The sequence below is a fragment of the Sphingobacterium sp. UBA5639 genome, from assembly GCF_002421245.1.
Classification (GTDB): Bacteria; Bacteroidota; Bacteroidia; order Sphingobacteriales; family Sphingobacteriaceae; genus Sphingobacterium; species Sphingobacterium multivorum.
This window is the reverse complement of the sequence record NZ_DIJR01000002.1, coordinates 481,060-507,058: the sequence shown is the minus strand read 5'-3', so window position 1 is coordinate 507,058 and position 25,999 is coordinate 481,060. Positions and strand designations below refer to the sequence as shown.

Sequence of the window (25,999 nt, the reverse complement as noted above, 5' to 3'; positions counted from 1 at the left end):
AATGATGAAGTCTAAACATAAAAAAAATACCGAAGCAATATACACTTCGGTATTTTTTGTGAAAAAGAAAATTACAATTTAAAGTTAGATGGTTTTGCTGTCACGCAGCATCTTAATGATATTGTGCGCTTCAAGCTGCTTGCTGAGCTGCGTGTTGATCAAACTATGCACATTTTGCGAGAGTTCTTCCGATCCATCAGCCAAAGCGGTTTGATAGGTGGATTTGAATGCATCTTCGCCCTGCTCACAGGTTTCAAGCAGACTTCTTTCGTCATCTCCCGTGATATTCACTTTTATGCCCATCCAGGCGCGGAAAAGCTTACCGCTCAGCATAGTGCTGTCTGTCGGTTCTTTGCCCTCAAGCTCAACATAAGGTGTCAATTCGGCTATAAATTCTTCCGACTGTCCAATAAATTTTTGAAATGTTGGTACTAGTCTATCCAAGCCGTGGCTGGTTGCTAGATCAATTGCCTTTTTATAACCTTCGATGCGGTCGTTGTTGATTTTGATAATATCGTTGATGATCTCCGGATTGTTGATGTTGTTTTCCATAATATTGTTATTTGTTATCATTTTTGTTTATTCGAAAAACAGCAGGCGTTGCATGATCGTTTGCAGAATTCGAGATTCAGGTATTTAAATCGTAGCCCGTATTTATCCCATTTTTTATTGCAGGGGAATAAATCTGTCTAAAACTTTCTGCAATTTATCCTTGTTCTTAAAACCGAATACTGTCCACTAGGCAGGCAACGAAAACTATGCAACAAAACATTCATGTAGCCATTATCGGGGGTGGACCCAGTGGCCTGTTTATGTACAAAAGATTGATCGAAAGGAATATCGCCGGTCTCAAGGTATCTATTTTCGAATCCCGAAAACAATTGGGGGCAGGAATGCCTTACAGCTACGAAGGTGCCACACCGGAGCACTTGACGAATGTATCGGATCATGAAATCCCCGCATTGGTCACGACGATTGAGGATTATGTTCAATCCCTATCGGAGGCCACGCTCCGTACTTATGGAATCGATGTGGACTATTTTAATCGCTACAAAGTGGTTCCACGGCTGCTCCTCGGCCGCTACCTGTCGGAGCAGTTTATGTTGTTGAAGCGGATGGCGGATGAACAGGGCATTGAAACACAGGTTCACCTCGCTAGCCAGGTTACTGATATTATTGACCTCGAAGGCCAAGCGCAGGTTAAAATCACGGTGGGCAGCACCGATACCTATATCGTAGACAAGGTAGTCATCTGTACCGGACATAAGTGGCCAACCAAGTATGAGGGCAATGTCGAACATTATTTCGAATCGCCCTATCCACCGTCCAAGTTGGCCTTAAAAACCAATCACGCCGTCGGGATACGCGGTGCTTCGCTCACAGCAATCGACGCTATCCGTACGCTGGCTCGCCACAATGGTTCTTTTGAAGCCCTGGAGACAGGAGAGCTAAGGTATGAGATCGACCCGGGAAGCGAAAATTTTAAGATATTGATGCATACCCGCAGTGGGCTGCTTCCTGCGATCCGCTTCCATCAGGAAGAACCTTTCCTGGCCAATAACCTGGTGATCTCCGAAGAGGAGCTGATGCTTAACAGGCTAGAGAATGAGGGTTTCGTCTCGCTGGATTTTCTGTTTGAGCGCAATTTTAAAGCGCAGTTCAAGGAAAGAGATCCCGACTTTTATGCAGTCGTGGAAAAGCTCAGCCTGGAAGACTTTGTAGAGGCAGTACTCCATTTAAGGGAACAGAAAGATGCCTTCGAGGGATTTCGCCAGGAGCACGAACAAGCGCTGAAATCTATTAAAAGGCGCCAATCCATCTATTGGAAGGAAGTGCTTTCTGCCTTGAGTTTCACCTTAAATTATCCCGCCAAGTACATGTCTGCCGAAGATATGCTGCGTTTAAAAAAAGTACTCATGCCGCTGATTTCTATTGTCATCGCTTTTGTGCCGCAGAGTTCTAGTCGCGAGCTGCTCGCGCTGCACGATGCTGGTCGGCTGGAGGTGGTCAATGTTGGTACCGAAAGCCGGGTTGAGCCTGCGCACGATCGCGGCGCCAATTATTTTTATACCGATGAATCAGGGATCGAAATAAAATCGCATTATAAGACATTTGTGGATTGTGTGGGACAGCGACCGTTAAACTTTGAAGAATTTCCATTCAAGAGTTTGGTCGACAACGGCCATGTTAGCCCAGCCTACTTACGGTTTCGCTCCGTGGAACAGGCCAAGGAACAAATGCTGGCAGGCAATGACCACATGTTTGTGGCACCGGATGGCGCTATTTTTTTGCAGGTACCCGGAGTAAAGATCGATGACAGCTTCCGTTTGGTAGACCACGGCGGTAGCGCCAGTCAACGTCTTTTTATGATGGCCGTGCCTTATATGGGCGGCTATAATCCGGATTATTCAGGCCTTGATTTTTGCGCCGCCACATCGGCTATCATTGCCGGGAAGATTGCGGAGAGCGGATAAATACGCAACTTTTTGTTAAAATACGGTAAGATGGTTGAGGCCCGGGGGCGTAGGATTTAATTTAGGCTCCCTATTGCTATATTTGGCCGCCATCTAGACCATCGGTTGGCATAGTCTTAACTCAATTGATGAAAAAGCATGCCTAAAACTATTTTAAGAAACCTGCAGATAGGTTTTGGAATATCCCTGTTGATCCTGTTAGCGAGCTCAACGGCTTCTTATATTAGTATTCGTAAGCAGAACCATAATAGTGCAATGGTCGACCACAGCCGGCGTGTCATGAGCCGTGTCAACAAAATTCTGCAGGATCTGCAGAATGCCGAAACTGGCCAGCGCGGATTCCTGCTTACAGGTATGGACAAGTTTCTGGATCCTTACAAAACCGGCCTTCAGTCGCTGCCCCAATCGCTGAGCCGTGCGCACGACCTTACTTCCGATAATCCCGAGCAACAGCATATAATCGATACGCTATCCACACTCGTGCAATCCCGACTGGCAAAGCTTGAAAACCTGGTCAATATCAAAAAGCGTGGTGGAATGGTCTCCGTATCGCAGCTTGAGGAGGGGAAAACCTATATGGACAGTTGCCGTTTACTGATCAGCAAAATTATCGATCGTGAAGAACTTTTGCTCAATAAGCGTTCGGAAGAACTGAGCCGCTCTTCGGGTTATACCTCTATCTTTGTTTTGTTGGCCGCTGCTGTATCCTTATTGATTACCCTGTTCTTTTACTTCCGCCTGCGAGCGGATTTCTTCCAACGGGAGCAGCTGCAGAATGACCTGAAACGTAAAGATGAAGAGATACAGCGGCGGCTGAGCATTACCCAGCGTATCGCACGGGAGATAGCAGCCGGGCATTATGATATGCAGATTCAGGATGGCGAACAGGACGATCTGGGCAGCCTGACGGGATCCCTCAATGAAATGGCGCGTTCGCTCAAAACATCTTTTGAAGAACTCAATAATAACAACTGGCATCAAGCTGGTCTAACCCAGCTGGGTAACCTGTTGATGGGTAATAAACAGCAGGAAGAGCTTACGGCTGTCACGCTGGGCCATCTGACAAAATATGGCAACTGTGTAAACGGCGCCATATACCTGATGGAACAAGATGAGCTTGTCTTAAGGGGATCCTATGGACTTGAAGATCTCGAACGTAAACGCTTCGCCCCAGGTGAGGGCATGGTCGGCCAGGTCTTTAAAGACAAGAAAGAAAAGTTATTCGAAAACCTCGAAGATACCCATTATGTCATCAGCTTTGCTGCTGGGAAGGTACTGGTGAACAACCTTTTTATACTGCCTGTCTTTGATGGTAACGACTGTATCGGTGTAATGGAGCTGGGCTCACTACAACCTTTTTCTTCCATTCAGCTGGCGTTTTTTAGGGATGCTGTGCAAAAGGTGGGTACGACACTTGCGGCGGCCCAAGCCAGGCTGGTGGTACAGAATTTATTGGAAGAAACCCAGGCACAGACCGAAGAATTGCAGGCACAGCATACCGAACTGGAATCGCTCAATTCGAGCCTTGAGATGCATACCCATAAACTGCAGGCTTCGGAAGAGGAACTCCGCGTACAGCAGGAGGAATTGGTGCAGTCTAACCGGGAATTGGAAGAGCGCTCCAAATTGCTGGAGGATAAAAATGTGGAGATTGCCGAACGCAATCAGGAAATACAGAAAAAGGCGGCGGAGCTTGAACAGAGTACGCGCTATAAATCTGAGTTTTTGGCCAATATGTCGCATGAACTGCGTACACCGCTCAATTCAATTCTGTTACTTTCACGCTTGATGTCCGAAAATTCAGATGGTAACCTGAATGAAGAACAGATGGAATCGGCAGCTGTGATCCAAAGTTCGGGAAAGAGCTTGCTGACCTTGATAGACGAGATTCTGGATCTTTCCAAAATTGAATCCGGGAAAATGGATCTGGATGTACAGCCTGTATTTTTTGCCGATATATTGAACGGGCTGACGGCTATGTTCGCACCAATCGCCGCCGACAAACAGCTCGGATTAGAAATGAACGTTGCGGAGGGACTGCCGCTGCAGCTCGAAACAGACAAGCAGCGCCTGGATCAGATTTTACGTAATCTATTGTCGAATGCCATCAAATTTACAGCTTCGGGTAAGGTTACCTTGCATATTGACCGCGAACAGTCGCAGAGAAACCGTATCGTATTTGAAGTGCGCGATACGGGAATCGGAATACCGAAAGACAAACAGCATCTGATATTTGAAGCTTTTCAGCAAGCAGACGGTTCTACACGCCGCAAATTTGGGGGTACTGGACTGGGGCTCTCGATCAGTCGGGAACTGGCGCGTCTGCTCGGAGGTGAAATCTTGCTGGATAGCGAAGAAAACAAAGGCAGTATCTTCCGGCTGATCCTTCCAGCGCAGATTTCGGATGCCACGCCAGCTGCTTTCGGCACGGTGCAATTGTCACCGATAGAGCTAGACTTGCCTGCAGGGGCATCTACAGCTGTAGTGCAAACTTCGCAAACAGTGAACTTGCCTGCCGAAAAGATACTGGAGATACCTATTCCAGCCGATATTCCCGATGATCGCGATAGTATCGTCGAAGGCGACCGCTTTATTTTGATTGTTGAGGATGATATTGAATTCGCAAAGATTCTGCTGAAATATACGCGCCAGCAAAACTACAAGGGTATCGTGGTCGTCCGTGGTGATATCGCGGCTGAGATGGTGGCCCGTTATATGCCGCTAGCCGTTCTGCTGGATATTCAGCTTCCGCTCAAAGATGGCTGGCAGGTAATGGCTGAGATCAAGGAAAACCCCAAGACTCGACATATACCGGTGCATATTATGTCTTCTTTACAGGTTAAGAGAGAAAGTCTGTTGCAGGGCGCCATAGACTTTATCAATAAACCGATGGCATTGGAGCAGATGGGTGATATGTTCCGTAAAATAGAAGATGCCCTCACGCGGCATCCCAAAAAAGTACTTATTGTTGAAGAAAATCCCAAACATGCGGCAGCGCTGTCGCTCTTCCTCGGAAGTTTTGACATTGCCTCGGAGATCAAGAGCAATGTAGATGATAGCATTGTGGCGCTGAGCTCAGACACTGCCGACTGTGTGATACTTGATATGGGTGTTCCAGACCGTGTTGGCTACGAGACATTGGAAGCTGTAAAACGAAATCAGGGTCTTGAAAATCTGCCGATTATTGTTTTTACCGGTAAGAACCTTTCGCAGGTAGAGGAAATGAAATTAAAACGGTATGCGGATTCTATTATTGTAAAAACGGCTAATTCCTATCAGCGTATTTTGGACGAAGTGGGTTTATTTCTACATCTCGTAGAGGAAAATAATGGTCCTTCTACCAAATCTCCGGGTAGACTTGGCTTTTTGCGGGATGTTCTGCAGGGTAAAAAGGTGCTTGTAGCGGACGACGATATCCGAAATATCTTCTCGCTCACTAAGGCGCTCGAAAAATATCAGATGACCGTGGTCCCGGCAACGGACGGAAAAGATGCGCTGAAACAGCTGGAAGATAATCCGGATGTAGCGGTGATCCTGATGGATATGATGATGCCCGAAATGGATGGTTACGAAACGATAGCTTCGATCCGACAAGATCAGCGATACGAAAACATGCCCATTATTGCTGTTACAGCCAAATCAATGATGGGGGATAGGGAAAAATGTATTGCCGCAGGAGCGTCTGATTATATATCCAAACCGGTGGATATTGATCAGCTTTTGTCCCTACTTCGTGTGTGGATGTATGGATAATAGGTATATAAATATAAGGATGATGTATGGATAGATTATTAGTAAGGTGTTATATATAGACAATAGGGGGATACTAAAACTGCATGGATAAGAACAAAATCATATTGATTATCGACGATGATCAGAACAATATATTTGCATTGAAATTGGCCCTGAAGTCAAGAGGTTTTCAAGCGATAGGCTGCCTGTCTGCTGAAGAGGGACTTGCTCAGTTACGGGATCATGCCGGCATAGGCCTTGTCCTCATGGATATGATGATGCCCGAGATTGACGGTTATGAAGCCACTCAGCTGATTCGGAAAACAAAGAATGCCTGTGAATTGCCTATCATCGCTGTGACGGCACAAGCCATGACCGGCGACCGTGAAAAATGTCTGGCTGCAGGAGCAAATGGCTACATTTCGAAACCGATAGATATTGAACTTCTGGTGCAGCTAATAGGGGAAATAAAAAGATGATTACGGGAAAAAAAATTGTCAGCCAAGAGCAGGTGATGATGCTGATGGAGGATGTGGAGCGTCTTTATGGTTACGATTTTACCCATTATACGAAAGCCTCCTTATCGCGGCGAATCAACCAACTTTGCCTGCTGGATAATTTTGCGAGCTTTGCCGAACTGCGTTACCGTGTTGTCCACGATCCGGAATACCTGCAGCGATTTGTCGAAAAGATGACGGTCAATGTGACCGAAATGTTTCGTGACCCTAGCTTTTTTGCACATCTTCGCCAGGAAATCCTACCCAAATTGCGCACCTACGCCTTTATCCGTATATGGATAGCTGGCTGTGCAACAGGTGAAGAAGCGTATTCACTGGCCATTCTATTGCAGGAACATAATCTGCTGCACAAATCGCTGATCTACGGCACCGATATCAATCCCTCGGTGCTCGAGCAGGCAAAGAAGGCTGTTATCCCGATGGCAAATCTAAAATCCTATGTTGAAAATTATCAGCTTTCAGGTGGTAAAGCTGATTTTTCATCGTACTATACCGCGAATTATAACTGGGTGAAACTCAATCCCGCATTGCGGGAACGAATTGTATTCGCTTCGCATAATCTGGTGAATGATGCTTCTTTTAATGCTTTTCAGCTGATTCTATGTCGCAATGTGCTGATCTATTTTGACACAGAGCTGCAGGCCAGGGTATTATCGCTCTTTGATGAAAGCCTCGAGACATTTGGTTACCTTGCCTTAGGCAGTCAAGAGACGCTGCGCTTCTCTGCGCTGGCACCCAACTATGATCAGGTAGGAAACGAAAAAATATGGCGCAAGGTCAAGTAGAATGGACTACTTTTTTTTAATTGGATAGTATTAAAAAATTAACTTATTTAAAAAAATAAAGTATCTTAGTAGGATTGGAGGAAAAATGACTAAAATTCTTTTAGTTGATGACCACCGGCTTGTACGCAATGGGATACGCTTGATAATTGATACCCACGACAAGCTTACGGTGGTAGCTGAAGTAGATAGTGCGGAGGATGCACTGATCTACCTCGAACAAAATACATTGCCGGATCTGGTTTTAACTGATGTGAATATGCTGGGGATGGATGGCATAAGTTTTATCCGTATGGCCAAAAAAATCTATCCGGATGTTAAGTTTGCCATATTATCCATGATTGAAGAGCCCGCTCAGGTAGCCGAAGCTTTTCGGAGCGGAGCGGACGGCTATCTGTCCAAGGGTGGCGATTATGATGAGATCTTGTTTGGCTTATTGCGCTTGGCGCAAGGTCAAAAGTATCTGATGACCAATTTCGGTTTGCGCTTTATGGAAGATTATAATGTTGAGAGCAGTGCTACGGTCGATGTAGGTTCGCGCCTGGCACAGTATGAGATTTCCGATCGGGAGTTTGCTGTGCTGGAACTGATTGCCCAGGGTTTCACTGCAATGGAGATTGCGGATAAAATTTTTCTAAGCAAACGAACCGTTGAAGGACATCGCCAGAACTTGATGGATAAGACAAAAAGTAAGAATACGGCAGATTTGATCCGTTTCGCTTTTCAGCAGAAGCTTTTGCAATAAGCAGACGAAAAATAGGCCTTTGTTTTCGCATTGTTTGGTACAACGCAGAAAACATAAGGCCTCTATTAGCTATGGTTAGTTGCCGCTGTTTAAGGAGAAGCTGGCTTCCAGCCATTGTCCCGCGCTGTACCGAGCTCACCGAACTTGCCTTTTTCACCGGCAGCGTCTTTCCCGCCAAAGGTGTAGACAGGTTCCCCGATGAGTTCCAGTCGAATCTGTGGTATCGGAAATTGGGTCGGCGTGCCGCCCTGTAGCAGATCATTTCTCCGCATGAACGTGAAGGGTACAAAAGTACCGCCTGCTCCATCTATTTCTATGGCATATTCATAATGAATCGCGTCGCGAAGTGCACTAGCAGTGGCTATCACATCGGGAAGACCACCTTTTTGTTTGCGCGAGGCTGTAGAAGCATTCAGTTCAGCCGCAGCGCCATCGTAATCTTTCAACCAGTATTTTGCTTCTGCCCGCAATAAGCGTGTTTCTTCAGCCAAAAAGTAAGGATTGACAGCGCCGGCGACATTGAGGGTAGACAATTTGGGATACATCCACCGCGAACGCATGTAATTGCTGAATAGTCCTCTTCCCCTTGCTTCCAGTAGAATACCAAAGTTATTGGTGTAGGTAAAATATTGGTAGAAACGTTTATCATCAGACTCAATAGGACCCAAGATAACGCTGTTGTTGGTTGGATAAGCTGTGGGTGTTTTTTTTGTTTTATCCGCCAAATAGGCGATTTTGATATCAGCAGGAACATAGGAGGCCGTTCCGTACGGCCGTTCGAGTACGTCCACTAGTGCATTGTAGTAGCCGCCCACGGTAGTGGTGATGGTGTAATCGGTGGTAAAGCCCTTGTTAGCATAGGTAAGAACTTTGTTCCAATACGGGGAACCCAGATTTTCTGCTTCGGTCTTATCCCGTGCTACCGAGGAAAGAATCCGGGCAGAAAGCGAATTGATCAGTAATACGAGATCGCCTTTGGAAATGGTGATCCCCTTTAAAAAATCAAAATTCAGGTTGGGTGTTTCGGCAATAAGCTGCAAGGTCTTATCAAGATGTTTGACGCCATTCTCGATCAGCTCTTTATAGGAATTGGGAAACTCCTTGAGTTTAAGGTTGACGTCATCGACTATCAGTCCGCGGTCGAATATTGCGCCCAGGTAACCCTGGGAAACACCCTTTGCATAGTAGGCACCAATAAGGTAGTCTTTGGTTCGGTCGGCACCCTTGTCATCATAGATCGTTAACTTTTGATGCTCGATCAGGTCGATCACTTTGGTGGCATCCAAATTGGATTGATAAAAATTGGAATACACCTCACGAACAGCTGCATTACCGCGGTAAGCCGAATTGTTGTTGAGACGCAGGCGCGGTTCGTTCGCAAAATCCCACCAGGACTGGCTACCGTTGGTATTGGTTGACTGGTCTGCCCAAAGACTAAAGTGGGAACCACCTGCGTTGTTAGTCGTGGTATTAAAGGCGGTCTGTACACTGCTTGTTGTGAGTACATAACCCAAACTTTTTATCTTTTCTATGGCTTCGGCATTCGTCAATGTCGAGGGGTCATCGAATCCGATCGATTCGCATGAGCCTAGTGAGAAAAGAACGGCTAAGCCAAAAAATATCTTCTTCATGTTTTACTTTGTCTGATTAGGTTAAAAATTGAAGGTTAGTTTCCCTGAAATAATACGGTAGGAAGGGTAATTGAATCCATCCTGTCCGATTCCATCTACATTAACGCCCTTGTTGTTTGTCCAGATAAAGAGGTTTCTGCCGATAAGGGAAAGATTGGCATTTTTCAGAACCTTGGAAAGGCCTAATTTTTCTGTCGGGAGTTTATAGGATAAAGAAATTTTTTATGCTCAACTTTTTATTGATCTGCGTATTGAAAATAAAACAAAAAGACGATGAATAAAAATACAAATATTATCCGTGTCGGAACCGTTAGAGCTATACCGCTGAAAAATATCAGACAGCAGCCCCTTCTTCCTGTAACCCATTAGTTTGTTGTCTTTTAATATCTTTGATGCCTTTGCTACCCAACCATTCCATAAAATGATCGGGATTGTCCGGTATAAAATGGATTACCTGACCATTTTTAAGAAGTAAAGAAAATATACCGCAATTAGCGATGAATTTAATGATTTCATCAGAACGATGTTTCAATAGTGAAAAATATTCCATTAAGTTTGGTTCGTTTTTTTCTTTAAAAAATAGGTTGGGTAAGATTACCCAAAATATGCGTTAAATGGTTAATTCAAACGATTGTATAAATCAACTCAAAGATGTGAAATATTGTTGATATTTCTTCAAAAGATGAAAAATTATAAGAAATTATTTTTTTCCGTTAAATTGTTTTTCGTAGCGTGCTGATCGCTGCATTGTATAGGCCTTCCCGAAAGGCTTTTCCCATAGACTTGCTGTTTTCGTTCGAAAGGTTGGCTTTGAATCTTTAGCTAAAATCAATTAGAGATGTCCTTGATAACAGGTTTTAAACATTTTTACCCTTCTTTTAATTATTCGTTGCAAAGCCTTTTTGCGGAAAGCCATAGTTTTGCTTTGTAACCAATTGGCGAATAGCCGGTCCATTTTTTAATCAAGGATCGGTAAAATCAAAAATAAAATTCTAATGATGCATCGTATGGATGCAAAGTTATTAAGTATGGACCTGCTTAAATAGGCGGGCACCAAAAAAAACTAACCAAGTACTTGCCTCTCGGGGCAAAAAAACGTCTCTGCATTCGGCTTGAGGTAAAATATGGGGTAGATCTTGAAAGGGTAACTCAGTTGCTCAAAAAAATAATGGATGAGGACGAGCAGATTCTCTCTTCTGGGGGTACTGCTGTGCAGTTTGCACAGGTAACCTCACAGGCAGTGGTGGTCGAACTCTATTTTTGGGTCAGAATATCTAAAGACGGTGGTAGTGTCAAGAGCGGACTATTAACCAAGATTTATAACGCGTTTGCTGATGAAGGTATCGATATGGCTTTGCCGATTCAACAGGTAATGCTCAATCAAACCAATAGCGAAACAAAAGTGAAACCCAATCATTAAAGTTGCTCTGCCTGATCAAATAGAGAAGATTATTTTACCATGTTATTGACTGATGGTCGCATCAGCACATTAGTTTACTAGAGTCAACTTTTGAAGAAATGGGGTAGAATGTCCTCCTTTGGGAAGACAGAAATCACTTAAGGAAATAATAAAGTCGGGTTGTTCGTGGTTCATTGCATCGATAAAGCTTTGAGCACGGCGGTCCCCATCCTGCATCAGATCGTAATGTAGATCGGTGATAACACCGAATTTTAAGTTCTGATGTCTAACATCAACTTCTCGGTTGGAGCTGTGTCAAAGTCGGTACGCATTTTTGCAAGTTTTTAAGAATTTTTTTCGGTTTATCATGGCTTTTTATTTGATATTGATTTTGGACTTCGGACAAAACCAATGATTGTTGCACATATCGCACATATCAATGCAAAAAAAAGAAATATATTGGCCGTGTTGCCTGTGTAATCTATCAGCTTACCAAACAAAGGTTCACCAACGGCCGCAAATACATACGCAAACATGTTCATCACGCCGATACCTGTTCCAACAAGTTTGGTTCCAAGCAGATCTGGGCTCAGGGTCCAGAAATTGGCTTGCGGACCATACACAAAGAATCCTGAGGTAAACATGAGTATGCCCATCAGGAGGTGATTGTGAATAGGTACCAAATAAATGAGAAGGGCAATAATGCAGCTGATCATCATACCCGCAGCGATCGATTTACTTCTGTTTTTGTTAAAGACGAGGTCTGAAATGTATCCGAAAGAAACAGCACCAAGGGCCATCCCAATGGGGATGAGTAAGGTTAACCACATATTGCCTGAAGATTCTTTGTAGTTGTTGCCTAAAAAGTGGATCGGTACCCAAAAGATTAAACCATACCGTGCCATACTTTGAAAACCGATGGCGAGCGAAGCGATCATAAAGTTGCGATGCTGAAATACATGCAGATAGGACTGCTTCCAGTTTCTTGTTTTTCTGATGCTGCAACTTGTTCTGATGTGTCTTCCTGATCCGTGATTCCTTCTTTTTTGTCAGCAGGAGTATAGCCTTTTTTTTAGGGTCGCTGTATGCGACAAAAAGAAAGACCAATAATGCGCCGGCGAGAAATAGGATAGGATAGCGAAATAGGGTACGCCAGCTTTGTTCCTGTTGGACGAGTACCAAAGCCATCAGAAAGGTCAAAACGGAGGAGCTTCCGGCAGCCATGGTATAAAAGCCAAAAGCCTTGCCACGTTCGGAGCTGCTCCACCAATTGGAAATAAGCTTACCTCCTGAGCCCCATGCCATGGATTGGAAATAACCGTTCAGCGTCCAAAGAACCAAAATAGCTGTATAAGAACCAGCGAAACTGATGGCGAGATTACAGAGAATGGACAAGCCTCCTCCAGCGACAATCATCATTTTGGGACTCCATCGATCGGCTAGATTTCCATTGATGAGCTGGCCGATCGCATAGCCCATTAACATTGTAAAACTGATCCAGCCTACTTGCTGAAAACTGATGTCTAGCTCTTTGGCAATACCTCTTGCTGCCCATCCAAAATTGTGTCGACCTGTGTAAAAGAATAAGTAACAAAACATGGTTACAAACAACATTTTCCACTGATCTTTTCTAAATTTTCTTTCCATTAAAGCTGCTCCGTTGAGGGGTGGACGAATAAACCTGCTCGTATTGGTTTGTGCGTTAACGCATAGCTTATTGCATCATTGACTTCAGCAAGTGGGAATTCACGTTCGATCAATGATTCAAAGGGATACTTTTGCCAGTTTTCAATGATAAAGTCTACAGCGACAGAGAAATCGGTATAGTTGTAATTATGCAGTCCTTTGATCGTGAGCATCTTTCGAATTACTTTTTCGGCGTCTATCCCAGTAGCGCGCTGCTTAAACACGGCACCTACGAGAACAGCATTCCCATGGAGCCCCAACGTATCGATGCCAAGCTCCATCGCCTCTGGCGAGCCGCTCATGTCGATAAATCGGTCTATAACTGTAGCTTCTAATGCTGTGCTGGATGTGGTTTCACGTAGATCTATTGTAGCTGTCGCGCCAAATTTTTTAGCGAGTTCTAAACGTGCAGGATTAATGTCAGAAGCGATGATACTTTTAGCACCCATTTCCTTGCACATGGCAATGCTAACCAGTCCCAATAATCCAATGCCTGCAACATGAATGTTTTTTTTCGTAATGGTCTCTGCCAGGCGAAGGGCTCCTGCCGAAGTAGCAACAGCACAATTGATGGTGGCAGCTACTGCAGGAGAGATATCTTTTGGAAGTACTCGTATGCAGGTATTTGGCCGTAAGATGATATGGGTTGCCAATCCACCATGAAGGTCATCCATTTCGGTTATCTGACGGTGACCATATTTGTAGATCTTATCGTTTTTCTGCGGAATCTCCGGCTGATAATTGGCACTATTGGGATCACTGGAAAAAACAGTCCAGGTAATTAGGTCGCCAATCTGTAGCTGATTGCCTCGTGCATCAAGTCCGCTATGATCAGAAGAAATCGCTGCGATAACGCCCACAATCTCATGACCTAAAATCGTAGGACATGGTTCGTTTCGCAACCCACAATAGGTATGAAGATCACTACCACAAAGAGTGGTATAGCGTATGTTGACCAAAATTTCGCCATCTTTCAAAGGTGGAACAGGTTTGCTCACTTTAGCGAGCGTCGTATTAGCTTGATCAAAAACGTAATATGTTGCTAGTTGTTTCATTTTGCATAAAAATACATAAGTTATGTGATACTAAACAAAGTTTATTTATACTATATTTTCAAATGATTAAGTTTTTGTGAATAAGGTCAACGATTGATCAAAATTAATGAGATTCGTTTTAAGGTAAATTTTTTAATTAGCATGTGATTGTTTAGCTTTGGTATTCCATTAGTCATTATTGTTAATTTATTACCTAAAAATTGTGCAAAGCCAAACTATTATTACTCTACTTATTGTTGGAATAGTCATCAGTAAAACGCTGATAGGCGTACTGATCTACTTTTTAATCCGAAAAAATCGGTTGTTAAAGGTCGAGCAGCTCAAATTGACGACCGCAAACAGTATCCTCAGTGAACAGGCAATTCGTATTCACCATTATAATGAGGAATTAAAAATTGCCGAGAGTTTCAAGACTAAAGTTTTATCGATTGCCTCACATGATCTCAGAGCACCATTTGCATCGGTCGAAATTTTGTTGGCGATTGATGATATTTCTCTAGTTGATAAGGAGGAGCTTAAACTCATCTTTTTAAATCTAAAAGGACAGGTGGTCAGATCGCGTACGATGTTGGAAGAGGTCTTACTATGGACAGAGTCACAACTCCGGGATAAACTTGAAAATACCGAGAACTGTAATATTCGCGATCAAATTGATGCGGTATTGGGGATCTATACGCTAGAAATCCAACGTTTCAATATACAGATCATAAATTCGGTGAATCCGGATTTTTGCGCGGATACACATAAAGGAATTCTCGCTTTTGTGCTAAGAAATGTGATTAGCAACGCCATTAAATATGGACGAGTCGGCGGTAGCATTGTGTTGCAACTGATAGATGATCCGAGCGATCGGTGGGAACTCATCGTAAGCAACGAAGGGGAAGAACTTACGTCGGAAGTCCTCCATAATCTAAATTTTGTCAATAGCTGGGATCGTAAAAAATCTGAGAGCAAAAATGGTGCAGGGTTGGGGATCTCCCTCTGTAAGGATTTGATCAAAAGGATTGATGGAAAAATGCAGTTCGAGAATCAGCATGGTACAGGCGTTTCTGTTCGGATCTCGTTTCCGCGGAAGGCTTATCAGGCTGTCTCTTGATAACAATCAATCTACTGTAAAAGCCCGATATAGATCGGGCTTTTTTATGAAGAATTAAATGACAAACTTAGTTTTTCATGAAAGATCGGTTGGTATTAAAGATCCGAAAAACCAATTATTTTGCGGCTTTTCCAGACGAAAAACACATCAAGGGTGTTGAACAAATTTTACTTTTTGATAGCCTCTAGCATAAAAAGTCCTTCAGTTTCGAAAGGGAGTTCAAGAATACGATTTTGGGCATCCATATCGACTTCAATAGAACCAAATCCAACTGCTTCCAATAGTTCGACGTCTTTAGCAGGACGTGGATGTGCACTGATGTCTAATGCCGATTTGATGTCATTGATCTGATCGATAGCGCCCGATGAGCATTCATCGTGCCTTTCGGTACTAAAGACCGTTTTCCCAAAATCGGCATCCAGGTTGATCAGTTTTCCGCCCGGCTTAAGCACACGTTCCATCTCGCGGTAGCATTTTTCAAGATCGGGGATGGTCCACGTCATCAACCTGGTGAAGACGAAGTCAAAGGTGTTGGCTTCAAAATGTAGTACTTGCGCATCCATGACCCGATAGTCTACGCGAAGTTCTAGTTCTTGGCTGACAAGTTTTGCATATTCAATCATCTGCGGGGAGAGGTCAACGGCGGTAACCTCAAAACCCGCAAGGGTCATAATGTTGGCGAAATATCCCGTAGCAGTACCAACCTCAAGTACTTTATTGCCCGTAGTCTGGCTACGGACGGACTTGAAAAACGCTAGCCAGTGTTCGGTCTCCGGCCGGGACCAAGCTTCATCCCTTTCCTTGCGCCAGGAGCTACTACGGTCATTCCAATATGCTGTTATTCTTTTAATCATCGTAATAATTTTAACGGGTACAAATTTATCCATTTTATCAGCAACAATTGCTGGAATTTGTGTCATATCTCCGATCAGCTTATTTTGGGTTTTTATTCTCCTTGCCTCAGCTGCGAACATAAATATCACCCAGCCAATTCACCAACGTAGTAATAAATAATAAGCAATACCTGTTGAATATTACACGATGACGTGGGGGAGTTTGCCGAGGAAAACAAATTTTAGCTGTTTTTTGATTGTTTCAGTTCATCAATCGTCCGGTTGTATCGATCATAAATGACTTTTTCAGGTTCAAAATTTGGATTAGGTTTCCAATATTCTTCGATCTGAATCGTATTTTCCCTTAAGGTGGTCTTTGAGCTCAGTAGTGTTCCTTTTCCATGGACTTCGTTTATGTCAACGGGGTTGATGGTGGAAAAATGTTTCTCTAGCATTTTCTGGATTTCGCGAAAATTGCTGCAATTTTCGTAAATAACGACCTTTTTACTTGTTTTTATCAAGGGTAAGAGAACTTTCGCTATCCATCCTGGCTTTTCTGAGGCGATTTGCAATGCCGGTTGTGTCAGATAAAAGTTGAACTGCGCCTGGTCGTCGCTGTGGTAGTTGCTGTAGATAATGGTCTCGATAATTTCCCAGGAGATAAATTGGGTTGTTTTTAGCAAGGGGATTTGATAGTATAGGCCTTTATGATCGGATGTTACACTTTCCTGTTGGGCAATCTGTCGTGTTATGGTTTTTTCGGATACTCGAAATCCAACGGTCATACCGTACAGGATAATACCGGGGAATAGTATGAAAAGTCCAGAAACGACATATCCTCCCACAACTTTGCTTTCATGAACCATCATCAATATGGTCAGAGCTATTCCGATGCAGATAAACAGCCCAAGTAATAATTTAATGACTAAAAGAGGATTAAACTTCATTTGCTCAAAGCGCGTGATTTTTAGCTAAATGTACTAAAACTTCTTGATGTTTTAGAAAACATTTGGGCGTTTTGAAAAGAGGCAGTTCGTTGCTGATATGTCAATAATTAGTATATTTGCTTCACTAGCGATACATGAAAGCGAAACAATTGATATGGATTTTACTGCCGCTGATGCTCCTGCAGAGCTTCTCGTCGGTTTGGCTATGGACTGTTTTTGAATTTAACAGAGATTATATCGCTAAGAATGAGTGTATCAATCGATTCAACGAAAAGGCACTTTCCTGTAGAGGACAATGTATTTTGATGAAGAAAATGCGTGAACATGAGGAGAAGGAACAAAAGAACCTGGAATCTCGTATAATCGACGTTGTATTTATCAATAATCAGCAATGTTTTAACCTTGATATCGCTTTTTTTGAAGAAGCGGCTGCGGAGACCTTACTTCCAGCATATCAGGCAAACTATAGCTATAGACCAATCTTTACTATTTTTCATCCACCTTTGGTTTAAGTCATTTTGCTTTTCGTACGGGCTGTCGGCATGTTGACTGATGGCAGGTACTGTCTATTTTCAAAAGATTTAAATCAATACATATGAATTTATATTCCCGTGTCGGGACTGTCGGGGGCGTAATCTTACTGCTACTCGCGTTTTCAGTTACTTTTTCAACTTCATCCTGTACTGCCGACCATTCAAAAAAGAACGGTAAGAATGCTACGGATTTTATCCTGCCTGAGGAGTCCGATCTGGTCTTTATAGCGGATACTGTTTGGGATGTTACCAATTATACCGTATATGCGGATGCCAAACTCAACAATAAATATCATACCATTTATCTGCGTTTAAGAGATACCTCGGGAATTCCGATCAATGACAAATCCCTTGATTTCTATCCAGAAATGAGTATGGGACGTATGAAGCATGGAGGCCCCTTTGAGCATCCCGTCGCGCTCGGCGAAGGCTGGTATCGAGGCCCAATGGTTTTTATTATGGCAGATATCCCGCAGATGGGAAAGGGCTGGCAATTACATACGATACGTAGTCACAATCGCCTAAAAGATACACTTGCCATCAAGATTCCGGTTACTTCAGCAGCAACCATGCGAACAATGAGCTCAGGAACTAGAGACGATAGTCGCGTATTTATTTCCTGCCTATTGCCTGATAACGTAAAGCAGGGAAAGCATCCGATCCGATTTTTAATGAATAAAATGGATGGTCATCATTTTCCGGTATTAGATCATTATGTCGTTAAACTAAAGATCAATAGGCCTACTACGGAAACGGGGTCTTCGGAAAATTTTGCTGCTGAAAGTACAGGTAATGGTTACTATGAAGGCACTGTTAATTTTTCTATGCCTGGTCGTTGGGAAGTCATTGTCGAACTATGGAAAGAGGGCAAAAAATCAAATCAGGATGATATAAAATATCTGGTGCAGGTCACTTAATACAAACAGAATTTATTTTACCAATATACTTAAACAATAAAAATGAAAAAGAGAATCAACGTAATCCTAGGCTGTTTCGGTTTTGTAGCTATACTGGCGTGCAGCGGAAATGAGGGTACAAAAGTCAAGAAAGAAGATAGTGCCCAGCAACCTTCCGTAGATGAGCCTGCGGCTATGCTCGATTATAAAACAGAGGGATCCAAAGGTGTAGGAACCATTACGTCCTTTGAACACAAACCCTTTGATGCGCAGCTTGCAAATAGAGGTGTAGAACTATTTGTGTCGAAATGTGCAATGTGCCATAGTTTTGACCGCACATTAGTAGGACCATCATTGGATGCTGTCATCAAACGTCGTACCCCGGAGTGGATTATGAACATGATGCTAGATCCGGCAACCATGCTGGAGAAAGATGCCGACGCAAAAGTACTTAGCAAGGAATATGGTTCGCCAATGATTAGTTTGGGCTTGAAGCAAGAAGAGGCACGTGCCATTTTAGAATATTTGCGCGAACGTAATAGCACAACAAAATAGATCGGATCAATGAAGTTTCAGCGCTGTAGATGGTGGTTTTGTATGATAATGGCTTGGGCAATATGTGTGCAGGCAACCAATCTATTGTGGGCATTTATTGAATTTGAGTGCAATCGCACGTATATCGAGCAAAATCTCTGCGTCAATCGTTTTGAACCGGCAGTGAGCTGCAAAGGTTTCTGTTTCCTCAGCGAAAAGACGGTTGAACAAAAGGATGTGAACAATGTGCTTGCCAAAATGAAGGGGGTGGAAATATTGGTCTTTGTGCAGTATGTGAAGGAAATCTTGCTGTGCTATCCAATAGTACCTGCTGTGAAGACTGTCTATCCGAAAGACTTTGCCTCCGATACCTTCGGAGGTATACTACCTGAAATTTTTAGACCGCCTATCATTTGATTATTCTACAAATATTTTTTTACAGAATAATCATAAAGAAATGGTAATACGAAAAGAGAAACTAGATTTTCTAAAATTAGAAGATATTGATTCCACTTCGAAGGGAATCGTTATTATGCCTATAGCAGCTTTTTTACAAGCTAAAGCAAATCAAAATACGCTCCATCTAAGATCTTTTTATACCCTTTTGTTTATCAAGGGTGGTGAACTGTCTATGGTAGCGGATCAGAGCGTACAGATTATAGCTGCCCATGATATAATCAGCATAAATTCAAATTGTGTGTGTAGTTTTCAGGCAGGTTCGTCTGTAGAAGGATACAGTGTCTTATTTACAGAATCTTTTTTCATGGAAAGGCAGAACACTGCTGTAAGAAAATCCTTTCATTTTTTAAGGAGTAGATGTAAGCACGCTTTTGTGCTCTCAAAAGAAGATATGATCAGTTGTCTACATATAGTAAGTTTGATGGAAACTGCTTATAATTCAGTTAAATTGAGTGCTCACGGTGTATTGAGCCGCTATTTAATTATGTTGCTCCAGATTTTGGGACGGCAAATCGTGGTCGATCATGTAGTTGTAAAGCAGGAGGATGATGACGATAAAATCCGAAGTTTCGAATCTTTGGTTGATAGTCATTATGCGCAGCAGCGTTATCCGTCATTTTATGCAGAGCAATTGAATATATCGATCAACTATCTTAATCGGATTTGTCGAAAAAAAAGATCGACGAGCTGCGGTACTATTATCCGTGGACGCATACTATTGGAGGCCGAGCGATTGCTTTATCATACTTTTAAAACGGTAAAAGAAATTGCCTTTGAACTTGGTTTTGAAAATGTACCATATTTCAGTACATTTTTTAAAGCAAATAAAGGAATGAGTCCTGAGGAGTTTAGGAAAAATTGTTGATGTAAATATCACTAAAAGCCTTTTTCATGTAGTTGAAAAAGGCTTTATGTTTATTTTTTCTTTTCTGATTTTTTCTTACCATCAACAGGTAAATCCAATATAGCCATTAATAATAGATAATAACCTTTTTCCAATCCTATTTTTTGTGCTTTTTGGTGTATAGTGTCCATATCTTTAGTCAATTATTGTTTAAATTCTATTTTGCTATTTGGGTAAACAGAATCAAATGCTGTACCCAAAAGCTTCCCTTGGCCAGTTAACCGTATTTTTAGGGTGTAAATAACGTAGCGCATTCACTTTGTGAAAAAAAATACGGACTGCTCAAGTATTTAATGCAGTGAACGTATCGGACGTATCCGCAGTGAGATGTAAAAAGTACATGAACGTCATTGCTGTAAAACATTTTCAAGGCCAGTATTGTCATACTTCCAATTAATAATTAAAACAGGTATTTATGAAAAAGATAATTCCATTTGCGCTCATGTCGAGTTTATTGGTGCTCGTGTCGAGCTGTGCAGCAATTGAAGGTATATTTAAAGCTGGTGTATGGTCGGGCATCTTATTGGTTGTTGTCGTAGTCGCTATTGTCATTTGGTTGGTGAGCAAGCTGTTTGGCGGATCAAAATAATGATATGAAATAGGATTTTCACTAATTAGGGACTTATTGTTTTTCGACGAGATATTTCCAGTAACGTTTGGGAACATGTCTTAAGTGAAGCTTCAGGTTTTTGCGTGATTCAATAGAGGTATTCTTAAAATAAGTCTTCCAGAGATGCTGATAATCTTTTTCTTGAGGATCGAGATCCACTTCTAGCTGATATGGATCTTGAACCTCATGTGTATTGTTGTTGGATACCTCCAAGATATTTTTGCGATCATAATGGAAGCCATAGTTTCGCCGTATATCATAAATTAACCAGCACTGGTCGGCAAATCGGTTTTTAAAGAAGTCTACAACCAGGGGAATCACATTGAAATCGGGTTCAACGATGGCTGTGTAGAGATTATCGTTAGACTTGACAAATCGGATAAAAGCTTTCATGCGGTGTCGTTCGCGGCTGATCTTTTTGATCGTCTGATGGATACGGAGTACAGGTGGGTATCCATAATTGCGTATATCCAATTTTCCCCTTCGAAAAAGTTCGATGATCAACCGAAATCCATTGAGCCATTCAGATTGATTATCGGACAAAAAGTTATGATAAAAAATTTTTGTTTCTTGTGCTCCGAGTATCTTTTCCATTCCCACTAAAATGCGCATGGCTTTTTTTACATCAGTATGAACCTGTCGCTTCTCCGAAAAAATATTAATTTCCATAGACTTTTCTGTTGTGGGAATGCTATCAAATTCTTTCCGTTCAAAGGCTTCAAATACACAACAGAGGTATCCGGAATAACTTCCGTCAAAAATATAGTCCATTAGAAAAGTGTTAGCTGTGTATTGGAAGCCGTGACCAGTGTACGCGGGTTACTTTCAAGAATAGACTTTCTGATTTTTTCGGGATAATGGAAGCCTCCTGCTATGCATGTATCTTGGCAAACCATAAAATATTTGGCGCGATTATAGGCAATTCCTATTTTTCGAAGTTGATATTCCTTTAATTTTCCATATTTGCGCGACTGTACAATTTTGTTTGCGGATTGCCTGCCAATACCGGGGATTCGGATAATCCACTCATACGTAGCGCTGTTGATGTCGATGGGAAAGAATTGTGGGTTGCGTAGCGCCCAAGCAAGCTTAGGGTCTATTTCTAGATCGAGATGTTGATGCGTGCTGTTGAGTATTTCATGAAGCGAAAAACCATAAAACCGAAGTAGCCAATCCGTCTGATAAAGTCTGTTTTCACGTACAAGAGGTGGTGATGTCCCAATTTGGGGAAGGTTGGAATCGGTCGCGTTGATGGGAATATAGCCCGAATAATAAACCCGTTTGAGATCGTAATCTTTATAGAATGTATTGGCGGCCTGCATAATCTGTAGGTCGCTCTCTGGAGTTGCTCCAATAACCAGCTGTGTACTTTGGCCTGCTGGTACAAACAAGGGTGTTTTCTTCTCTTTTTTTCGATCCTGCCGAAGGTTGAGGATTTCATTTTTAATAATCGCTAGAGGCTCGCGAACGGATTGATGATCCTTTTCGGGAGCAACCAGCTTGAGTCCCTCCTCAGTGGGAATTTCGAGGTTCACACTCATCCGGTCAACATATAGACCTGCTTCTTTTAGTAACGATTCACTCGCACCCGGAATGGCCTTTAGATGGATATAACCATGAAACCGTTCTTCCGTCCGAAGTTTCTTGACGACCAACATTAAGCGTTCCATGGTATAGTCGGCAGATTTGAAAATACCCGAACTTAAAAAAAGACCCTCAATATAATTACGACGGTAGAAGTTCATGGTCAATTCGACAATTTCCTTTACCGAAAATGCTGCCCGTTGTACGTCATTGCTTCGTCGGCTCACACAAAATGAACAGTCGTAGATGCAATAATTGGTCATTAAAATTTTTAGCAGGGAGACGCAGCGACCATCTTCGGTGTAGGTATGACAAATGCCACTAGTCGATGAATCACCTATACCACCACTATTTTTTCGTTTACTTCCGCTTGAGCTGCAACTTACGTCATACTTAGCGGCATCAGCTAATATTTGCAATTTATCATCAAAACCAAACATGATTTATTTTCTACTATTTTGATGTAAAATTACTAATATTATTAGTATTAAGGATGCGTAAAATTACTTGATTTGCCTTTTTTTATTCGTACTTTTCCCCTTTCACTACCCAAGATAGCCTGAATTTGCTGAAAAAATAAACGATTTTCTACAGGATACTGTTCCTTAATAAACGACATATTATGGCAGAGAATAATTTAAATAACAAAGAAGCTTTAGATAAGCTTAAAGCAATTGTAGATCAAATCGATGTGGGAACAGTCTGTTCATTCCCAGCTGAATCGGAGTACCCACATGGGGTTCCAATGAGTAGACAAGAAGTAGACGAAGATGGAGATATTTGGTTTATTTGTTCTGCTGAGAGCGATACCTTTAAGAATATTGCACAGAACCCAAAAGCTTCCTTATTTTATGCGGACCCAAAACACTACACCTTTCTAAGTATAAATGGTAAAGCGAGTCTTTCGCGAGATCAGGAAAGGATAGATCGTTACTGGAACAAAATGATGGAAGGATGGTTTGAGAAAGGTAAGGAGGATCCCAATATCCGATTGTTGCGTGTTACGCCTAAAGATGCTCATTATTGGGATTCAGACTCCAATATGATTGTCAACCTGTTTAAGATGCTAAAAGGTAGACTAACAGGTGAAACGGAAGATATAGGTAAAGAAGGAGATCTGAATATTTAAGTTTATTAACTGAAGAATTTACAGCAAATACAAGCTCCTCAGCGTTAAAATGAGGAGCTTTTTATCGTAATCAATAAACTGCTTACAGTCTTCACGCGTTCCCTTTAATTACACGCAGAAGCACTGCAATGATAGCGATAACCAAAAGAATATGAATTAGCCCTCCGCCAACAAATCCGCCAAAAAAACTGATTGCCCATATCAGGACCAAAATAACAGCGATAGTATATAATAGATTTCCCATAGTAATGATTATATGTGTTTATTGAATAACAATATTTATCCAGCTATGGTTTACTATTTTTTTTCTTTTTTCCACTTACGGATTCTCCCGACTGCATTTTGATAAGGTGAAGCGGTGTTAAATTGAATCATTCTGCCTAAGGTCCATTTTCCATACCAGGTTACACCATAAAGCTGCATGTTTGTTTTTTGCTCGAGGAGTTCCATAATTGTTAAAACAGTTTGATCTAGTTTTGCGCACAAAGTCGTAAAATCGAGGTCGGCATAATCCTGATAAAATTTTTGAGCCAGTTTGCCTAGTTCATTCCATTTAAAACCAGTCTCCGGAAAATCAACCTCTTTGTCATCTTCACTTTTCTTATTCCATTTGAGAACCAGCTCACCCCAGCCAATTAAATAGGAAATTAGATTATTTATACTCATTACTGTTCCTTTAGCATGACCCTGGAGTATAAGAAGATTAGTTTGACCGATTGGAATATCGGAAAGTTCACAGACAAGATTACTGTAATTTGTACGGATAGCTTGAAGGAGTTCGTCTTTTGTGGTTGGTATAGCCATGGCATAAATGTGAATCATGCATAAGATACAGATAATTATGTAAAATTGATTCGCTCAGGATGGAGTTGTAGAGCAGAACGCGTTCACAAGCTCACAACAGACAATGTTTGACAATTCCCTTTGTTTTAGTCTGATAGCCTTTTTTGAATATATTACTGGAATTGAAAAAACTGAGCCTATAAAAGTGTAAAAAATATGGTTTAATTAGTTTTTTTTGATAAAATTTATTGTTTTATTGTGATCATATTGTGTTTTATTCTGTTTATAGCGAATATTGTTGTAAGCATTTAAGTGGTGTTTTACAGAAAAAATACTGTATGAAATGTGCTGCCGATGAAATAATAAACTGAAAAATTGATACAAACATGAAAAAGATTTTATTGTTAGTGACCGTGGTTATGTTCGCCGTTTCGGGCGCATTCGCTCAGATCCATAAACCTGTAAAATGGACTGTGGCCAGCAAAAAATTGAACAACAAGGAAGCTATGGTTTACGTGAAGGCTACCATTCAAGATGGTTGGCACATTTACTCTCAAAATGTAAAAGATGGAGGACCAATTCCAACATCTTTCAATTTCAGTAAAGCCGCTGACTATGCGTTGGTAGGTAAGACTGCTGAACCAAAACCAAAGATTAAACACGAAGAGGTTTTCAAAATGGATGTAGGATACTTTACAAATGAAGTGATCTTTCAGCAAAAAGTTTCGCTCAACAAAGGAACTGCAACAGTAAAAGGTACAGTGGAATGGCAAGCTTGTGACGCTTCACAATGTCTTCCTCCCGATGAATATGCTTTTGCTGTAACGATCAAATAATGTCATAAATAACAGCAATTAACCATCTAAAGCGATTTGGTGCTTGGGATAATTGATAGAAAAAGGAAAATTTAAGGATAAAGGCGAGGTATGATTACCTGGCCTTTTTTGTTTAAGAGCCCTTTGGTATAAAAAATAGCCCCTTTGGTATAATATGTTAAATCTATTTTTTACGGAATTTTAGTTTTGTTTAAATGGATTACACAAACTTACTTCAGCAGGCAGATCTTTTTTTAGTGCAGAGTTACCGCGAGAACCACAATCCACAACTGTGTTTTCACACGATTGATAGGGTTCGTGATATTGTAAATGCGGTAGTTATCCTGAGTGAAAAGTATAGCTTGACGGTCGAAGATAAATTCGTCGTAAATTGTGCCGCTTATTTTCAGGATATAGGTTATCTATTTGAAGGGGTAAAAGGAACCCGTCAGAGGAGCGTATCTGCAGCAAGGTGTTTTTTACAGGAACATTTGGTTGGAGAGTCCGTAATCAAAAAAGTTGAAATGTGCATTTTTGCAACAAGGCCCTCGAAAAAGCCAGAAAATCTGCTGGAGGAAATAGTTGTGGATGCGGTCTCATTTCATTTGGGGAGTAAAAGTTTTGTTGACCTTAATCAAAGGATGTATCTGGAAGTAAATTATAGAAAAAATCAGGTGGTCGATGAACGTATCTGGTGTGCACTGACCCTTGCCTTCTTGCGAACCCACAGGTACTTTACGAAGGAAGCGCGAATATTGAAGGAAAGTATAAAGAAAAATAATATAGCCTATTTTGTGAAGTTGCAAATTACAGGAAAACAGTTATTGGTCTAATGTAATGGTGTGTTTTATGGT

The 25,999-nt window shown here is 41.8% G+C and carries 27 protein-coding genes and 1 pseudogene; 16 read left to right on the top strand and 12 right to left on the bottom strand.

The genetic code is table 11. The annotated features are described in order from the left end of the window. Positions 1-84: 84 nt before the first annotated feature. Positions 85-552, bottom strand: coding sequence for a PA2169 family four-helix-bundle protein (locus B4Z90_RS03055; protein WP_167450487.1), 468 nt, complete (start codon positions 550-552; stop codon positions 85-87). A gap of 206 nt (positions 553-758) precedes the next feature. Between B4Z90_RS03055 and B4Z90_RS03050 the strand changes: the two genes are divergently transcribed. The 5 genes from B4Z90_RS03050 (at position 759) to B4Z90_RS03030 (ending at position 8,251) form a co-directional block, all read left to right on the top strand. Continuing rightward, positions 759-2,474 (top strand): FAD/NAD(P)-binding protein, encoded by a 1,716-nt coding sequence (locus B4Z90_RS03050; protein ID WP_204991015.1) that lies wholly within the window; start codon positions 759-761, stop codon positions 2,472-2,474. Between the two features lie 138 nt (positions 2,475-2,612). After that, the gene (locus B4Z90_RS03045; protein ID WP_112376002.1) at positions 2,613-6,227 is read left to right on the top strand and encodes a response regulator; all 3,615 of its coding nucleotides are present in this window, start codon (positions 2,613-2,615) and stop codon (positions 6,225-6,227) included. An 83-nt stretch (positions 6,228-6,310) separates the two neighbouring features. Continuing rightward, positions 6,311-6,685, top strand: a complete 375-nt coding sequence (locus B4Z90_RS03040; protein ID WP_070568142.1) for a response regulator — start codon at positions 6,311-6,313, stop codon at positions 6,683-6,685. After that, the gene (locus B4Z90_RS03035) at positions 6,682-7,509 is read left to right on the top strand and encodes a CheR family methyltransferase (RefSeq protein WP_070568139.1); all 828 of its coding nucleotides are present in this window, start codon (positions 6,682-6,684) and stop codon (positions 7,507-7,509) included. Before B4Z90_RS03040 ends, B4Z90_RS03035 begins: the two co-directional genes overlap by 4 nt. Before the next feature lie 85 nt (positions 7,510-7,594). Then, positions 7,595-8,251 carry a response regulator transcription factor gene (locus B4Z90_RS03030; RefSeq protein ID WP_070568136.1) on the top strand — a complete coding sequence of 219 codons (657 nt, stop codon included), beginning with the start codon at positions 7,595-7,597 and terminating at the stop codon, positions 8,249-8,251. Positions 8,252-8,340: 89 nt separating this feature from the next. Here B4Z90_RS03030 and B4Z90_RS03025 read toward each other — a convergent pair whose 3' ends face one another. Both B4Z90_RS03025 and B4Z90_RS03020 read right to left on the bottom strand, forming a co-directional pair. Next, entirely contained in the window at positions 8,341-9,882 is a 1,542-nt protein-coding gene (locus B4Z90_RS03025; RefSeq protein WP_112376003.1) for a hypothetical protein, read from the bottom strand. 334 nt (positions 9,883-10,216) lie between these two features. Next, the gene (locus tag B4Z90_RS03020) at positions 10,217-10,432 is read right to left on the bottom strand and encodes a hypothetical protein (RefSeq protein WP_070568130.1); all 216 of its coding nucleotides are present in this window, start codon (positions 10,430-10,432) and stop codon (positions 10,217-10,219) included. A 525-nt stretch (positions 10,433-10,957) separates the two neighbouring features. Between B4Z90_RS03020 and B4Z90_RS03015 the strand changes: the two genes are divergently transcribed. Further along, complete coding sequence (locus B4Z90_RS03015; protein WP_172462489.1) at positions 10,958-11,302, top strand: mechanosensitive ion channel; 345 nt, start codon at positions 10,958-10,960, stop codon at positions 11,300-11,302. A 344-nt stretch (positions 11,303-11,646) separates the two neighbouring features. Here the strand turns inward: B4Z90_RS03015 and B4Z90_RS03010 are convergent, their stop codons facing one another. From B4Z90_RS03010 to B4Z90_RS03000, 3 genes and pseudogenes are all read right to left on the bottom strand, one after another. Further along, positions 11,647-12,219 carry an MFS transporter gene (locus tag B4Z90_RS03010; RefSeq protein WP_254667745.1) on the bottom strand — a complete coding sequence of 191 codons (573 nt, stop codon included), beginning with the start codon at positions 12,217-12,219 and terminating at the stop codon, positions 11,647-11,649. Between the two features lie 151 nt (positions 12,220-12,370). Further along, a pseudogene (locus B4Z90_RS03005) lies at positions 12,371-12,880 on the bottom strand (MFS transporter); the annotation flags it as partial. Positions 12,881-12,927: 47 nt separating this feature from the next. Then, positions 12,928-14,022 (bottom strand): zinc-binding dehydrogenase, encoded by a 1,095-nt coding sequence (locus B4Z90_RS03000; protein ID WP_112376006.1) that lies wholly within the window; start codon positions 14,020-14,022, stop codon positions 12,928-12,930. Positions 14,023-14,224: 202 nt separating this feature from the next. Here B4Z90_RS03000 and B4Z90_RS02995 point away from each other — a divergent pair, with 202 nt between their 5' ends. Beyond that, on the top strand, positions 14,225-15,118 hold the full coding sequence (locus B4Z90_RS02995) for a sensor histidine kinase (RefSeq protein WP_286734692.1): 894 nt from the start codon (positions 14,225-14,227) through the stop codon (positions 15,116-15,118). A 167-nt stretch (positions 15,119-15,285) separates the two neighbouring features. Here B4Z90_RS02995 and B4Z90_RS02990 read toward each other — a convergent pair whose 3' ends face one another. Both B4Z90_RS02990 and B4Z90_RS02985 read right to left on the bottom strand, forming a co-directional pair. Next, positions 15,286-16,038 carry a class I SAM-dependent methyltransferase gene (locus B4Z90_RS02990; protein ID WP_286801351.1) on the bottom strand — a complete coding sequence of 251 codons (753 nt, stop codon included), beginning with the start codon at positions 16,036-16,038 and terminating at the stop codon, positions 15,286-15,288. A gap of 155 nt (positions 16,039-16,193) precedes the next feature. Further along, complete coding sequence (locus B4Z90_RS02985; RefSeq protein WP_286801349.1) at positions 16,194-16,898, bottom strand: hypothetical protein; 705 nt, start codon at positions 16,896-16,898, stop codon at positions 16,194-16,196. 134 nt (positions 16,899-17,032) lie between these two features. On the opposite strand from B4Z90_RS02985, the gene B4Z90_RS02980 reads away from it, so the two are divergent. From B4Z90_RS02980 to B4Z90_RS02955, 6 genes are all read left to right on the top strand, one after another. Further along, entirely contained in the window at positions 17,033-17,410 is a 378-nt protein-coding gene (locus tag B4Z90_RS02980) for a hypothetical protein (RefSeq protein WP_075993542.1), read from the top strand. An 83-nt stretch (positions 17,411-17,493) separates the two neighbouring features. Beyond that, positions 17,494-18,348: a FixH family protein gene (locus tag B4Z90_RS02975; protein ID WP_286801347.1), complete on the top strand. Its 855-nt coding sequence runs from the start codon at positions 17,494-17,496 to the stop codon at positions 18,346-18,348. Positions 18,349-18,390: 42 nt separating this feature from the next. Beyond that, positions 18,391-18,882 carry a c-type cytochrome gene (locus B4Z90_RS02970; RefSeq protein WP_157626153.1) on the top strand — a complete coding sequence of 164 codons (492 nt, stop codon included), beginning with the start codon at positions 18,391-18,393 and terminating at the stop codon, positions 18,880-18,882. A 48-nt stretch (positions 18,883-18,930) separates the two neighbouring features. Then, complete coding sequence (locus B4Z90_RS02965; RefSeq protein WP_075993540.1) at positions 18,931-19,278, top strand: hypothetical protein; 348 nt, start codon at positions 18,931-18,933, stop codon at positions 19,276-19,278. 40 nt (positions 19,279-19,318) lie between these two features. Then, on the top strand, positions 19,319-20,185 hold the full coding sequence (locus tag B4Z90_RS02960; protein ID WP_286734699.1) for a helix-turn-helix domain-containing protein: 867 nt from the start codon (positions 19,319-19,321) through the stop codon (positions 20,183-20,185). Between the two features lie 454 nt (positions 20,186-20,639). Continuing rightward, positions 20,640-20,813 carry a hypothetical protein gene (locus tag B4Z90_RS02955; RefSeq protein WP_167512259.1) on the top strand — a complete coding sequence of 58 codons (174 nt, stop codon included), beginning with the start codon at positions 20,640-20,642 and terminating at the stop codon, positions 20,811-20,813. 33 nt (positions 20,814-20,846) lie between these two features. On the opposite strand, the gene B4Z90_RS02950 is transcribed toward B4Z90_RS02955, so the two are convergent. Together B4Z90_RS02950 and B4Z90_RS02945 are read right to left on the bottom strand one after the other, a co-directional pair. After that, complete coding sequence (locus B4Z90_RS02950; protein WP_145327900.1) at positions 20,847-21,605, bottom strand: TIGR03915 family putative DNA repair protein; 759 nt, start codon at positions 21,603-21,605, stop codon at positions 20,847-20,849. After that, positions 21,605-22,858, bottom strand: a complete 1,254-nt coding sequence (locus B4Z90_RS02945; RefSeq protein ID WP_182983928.1) for a putative DNA modification/repair radical SAM protein — start codon at positions 22,856-22,858, stop codon at positions 21,605-21,607. Before B4Z90_RS02945 ends, B4Z90_RS02950 begins: the two co-directional genes overlap by 1 nt. Before the next feature lie 182 nt (positions 22,859-23,040). Between B4Z90_RS02945 and B4Z90_RS02940 the strand changes: the two genes are divergently transcribed. Then, complete coding sequence (locus B4Z90_RS02940) at positions 23,041-23,547, top strand: pyridoxamine 5'-phosphate oxidase family protein (RefSeq protein ID WP_182983929.1); 507 nt, start codon at positions 23,041-23,043, stop codon at positions 23,545-23,547. Positions 23,548-23,638: 91 nt separating this feature from the next. Here the strand turns inward: B4Z90_RS02940 and B4Z90_RS02935 are convergent, their stop codons facing one another. Together B4Z90_RS02935 and B4Z90_RS02930 are read right to left on the bottom strand one after the other, a co-directional pair. Beyond that, positions 23,639-23,791 carry a lmo0937 family membrane protein gene (locus B4Z90_RS02935; RefSeq protein WP_112376008.1) on the bottom strand — a complete coding sequence of 51 codons (153 nt, stop codon included), beginning with the start codon at positions 23,789-23,791 and terminating at the stop codon, positions 23,639-23,641. A 53-nt stretch (positions 23,792-23,844) separates the two neighbouring features. After that, complete coding sequence (locus B4Z90_RS02930; RefSeq protein WP_182984318.1) at positions 23,845-24,351, bottom strand: ClbS/DfsB family four-helix bundle protein; 507 nt, start codon at positions 24,349-24,351, stop codon at positions 23,845-23,847. Between the two features lie 365 nt (positions 24,352-24,716). Here B4Z90_RS02930 and B4Z90_RS02925 point away from each other — a divergent pair, with 365 nt between their 5' ends. Both B4Z90_RS02925 and B4Z90_RS02920 read left to right on the top strand, forming a co-directional pair. Next, positions 24,717-25,166 (top strand): protein-disulfide reductase DsbD N-terminal domain-containing protein, encoded by a 450-nt coding sequence (locus B4Z90_RS02925; RefSeq protein ID WP_075993535.1) that lies wholly within the window; start codon positions 24,717-24,719, stop codon positions 25,164-25,166. 194 nt (positions 25,167-25,360) lie between these two features. Next, a complete protein-coding gene (locus B4Z90_RS02920; RefSeq protein ID WP_075993534.1) occupies positions 25,361-25,978 on the top strand; it encodes a hypothetical protein in 618 nt (205 codons plus the stop codon). Positions 25,979-25,999 lie beyond the last annotated feature (21 nt).

Coding starts and splice junctions, on each gene's coding strand:
- B4Z90_RS02930 (WP_182984318.1), bottom strand. CDS start 24,351: ATGGCTATACCAACCACAAAAGACGAACTCCTTCAAGCTATCCGTACA.
- B4Z90_RS02985 (WP_286801349.1), bottom strand. CDS start 16,898: ATGAAGTTTAATCCTCTTTTAGTCATTAAATTATTACTTGGGCTGTTT.
- B4Z90_RS03045 (WP_112376002.1), top strand. CDS start 2,613: ATGCCTAAAACTATTTTAAGAAACCTGCAGATAGGTTTTGGAATATCC.
- B4Z90_RS02990 (WP_286801351.1), bottom strand. CDS start 16,038: ATGACACAAATTCCAGCAATTGTTGCTGATAAAATGGATAAATTTGTA.
- B4Z90_RS03035 (WP_070568139.1), top strand. CDS start 6,682: ATGATTACGGGAAAAAAAATTGTCAGCCAAGAGCAGGTGATGATGCTG.
- B4Z90_RS03030 (WP_070568136.1), top strand. CDS start 7,595: ATGACTAAAATTCTTTTAGTTGATGACCACCGGCTTGTACGCAATGGG.
- B4Z90_RS02970 (WP_157626153.1), top strand. CDS start 18,391: ATGAAAAAGAGAATCAACGTAATCCTAGGCTGTTTCGGTTTTGTAGCT.
- B4Z90_RS02980 (WP_075993542.1), top strand. CDS start 17,033: ATGAAAGCGAAACAATTGATATGGATTTTACTGCCGCTGATGCTCCTG.
- B4Z90_RS02975 (WP_286801347.1), top strand. CDS start 17,494: ATGAATTTATATTCCCGTGTCGGGACTGTCGGGGGCGTAATCTTACTG.
- B4Z90_RS02940 (WP_182983929.1), top strand. CDS start 23,041: ATGGCAGAGAATAATTTAAATAACAAAGAAGCTTTAGATAAGCTTAAA.
- B4Z90_RS03010 (WP_254667745.1), bottom strand. CDS start 12,219: ATGATCGCTTCGCTCGCCATCGGTTTTCAAAGTATGGCACGGTATGGT.
- B4Z90_RS03000 (WP_112376006.1), bottom strand. CDS start 14,022: ATGAAACAACTAGCAACATATTACGTTTTTGATCAAGCTAATACGACG.
- B4Z90_RS02945 (WP_182983928.1), bottom strand. CDS start 22,858: ATGTTTGGTTTTGATGATAAATTGCAAATATTAGCTGATGCCGCTAAG.
- B4Z90_RS02950 (WP_145327900.1), bottom strand. CDS start 21,605: ATGGACTATATTTTTGACGGAAGTTATTCCGGATACCTCTGTTGTGTA.
- B4Z90_RS03020 (WP_070568130.1), bottom strand. CDS start 10,432: ATGGAATATTTTTCACTATTGAAACATCGTTCTGATGAAATCATTAAA.
- B4Z90_RS02965 (WP_075993540.1), top strand. CDS start 18,931: ATGGCTTGGGCAATATGTGTGCAGGCAACCAATCTATTGTGGGCATTT.
- B4Z90_RS03050 (WP_204991015.1), top strand. CDS start 759: ATGCAACAAAACATTCATGTAGCCATTATCGGGGGTGGACCCAGTGGC.
- B4Z90_RS03055 (WP_167450487.1), bottom strand. CDS start 552: ATGGAAAACAACATCAACAATCCGGAGATCATCAACGATATTATCAAA.
- B4Z90_RS02935 (WP_112376008.1), bottom strand. CDS start 23,791: ATGGGAAATCTATTATATACTATCGCTGTTATTTTGGTCCTGATATGG.
- B4Z90_RS02920 (WP_075993534.1), top strand. CDS start 25,361: ATGGATTACACAAACTTACTTCAGCAGGCAGATCTTTTTTTAGTGCAG.
- B4Z90_RS03025 (WP_112376003.1), bottom strand. CDS start 9,882: ATGAAGAAGATATTTTTTGGCTTAGCCGTTCTTTTCTCACTAGGCTCA.
- B4Z90_RS02925 (WP_075993535.1), top strand. CDS start 24,717: ATGAAAAAGATTTTATTGTTAGTGACCGTGGTTATGTTCGCCGTTTCG.
- B4Z90_RS02955 (WP_167512259.1), top strand. CDS start 20,640: ATGAAAAAGATAATTCCATTTGCGCTCATGTCGAGTTTATTGGTGCTC.
- B4Z90_RS02960 (WP_286734699.1), top strand. CDS start 19,319: ATGGTAATACGAAAAGAGAAACTAGATTTTCTAAAATTAGAAGATATT.
- B4Z90_RS03040 (WP_070568142.1), top strand. CDS start 6,311: ATGGATAAGAACAAAATCATATTGATTATCGACGATGATCAGAACAAT.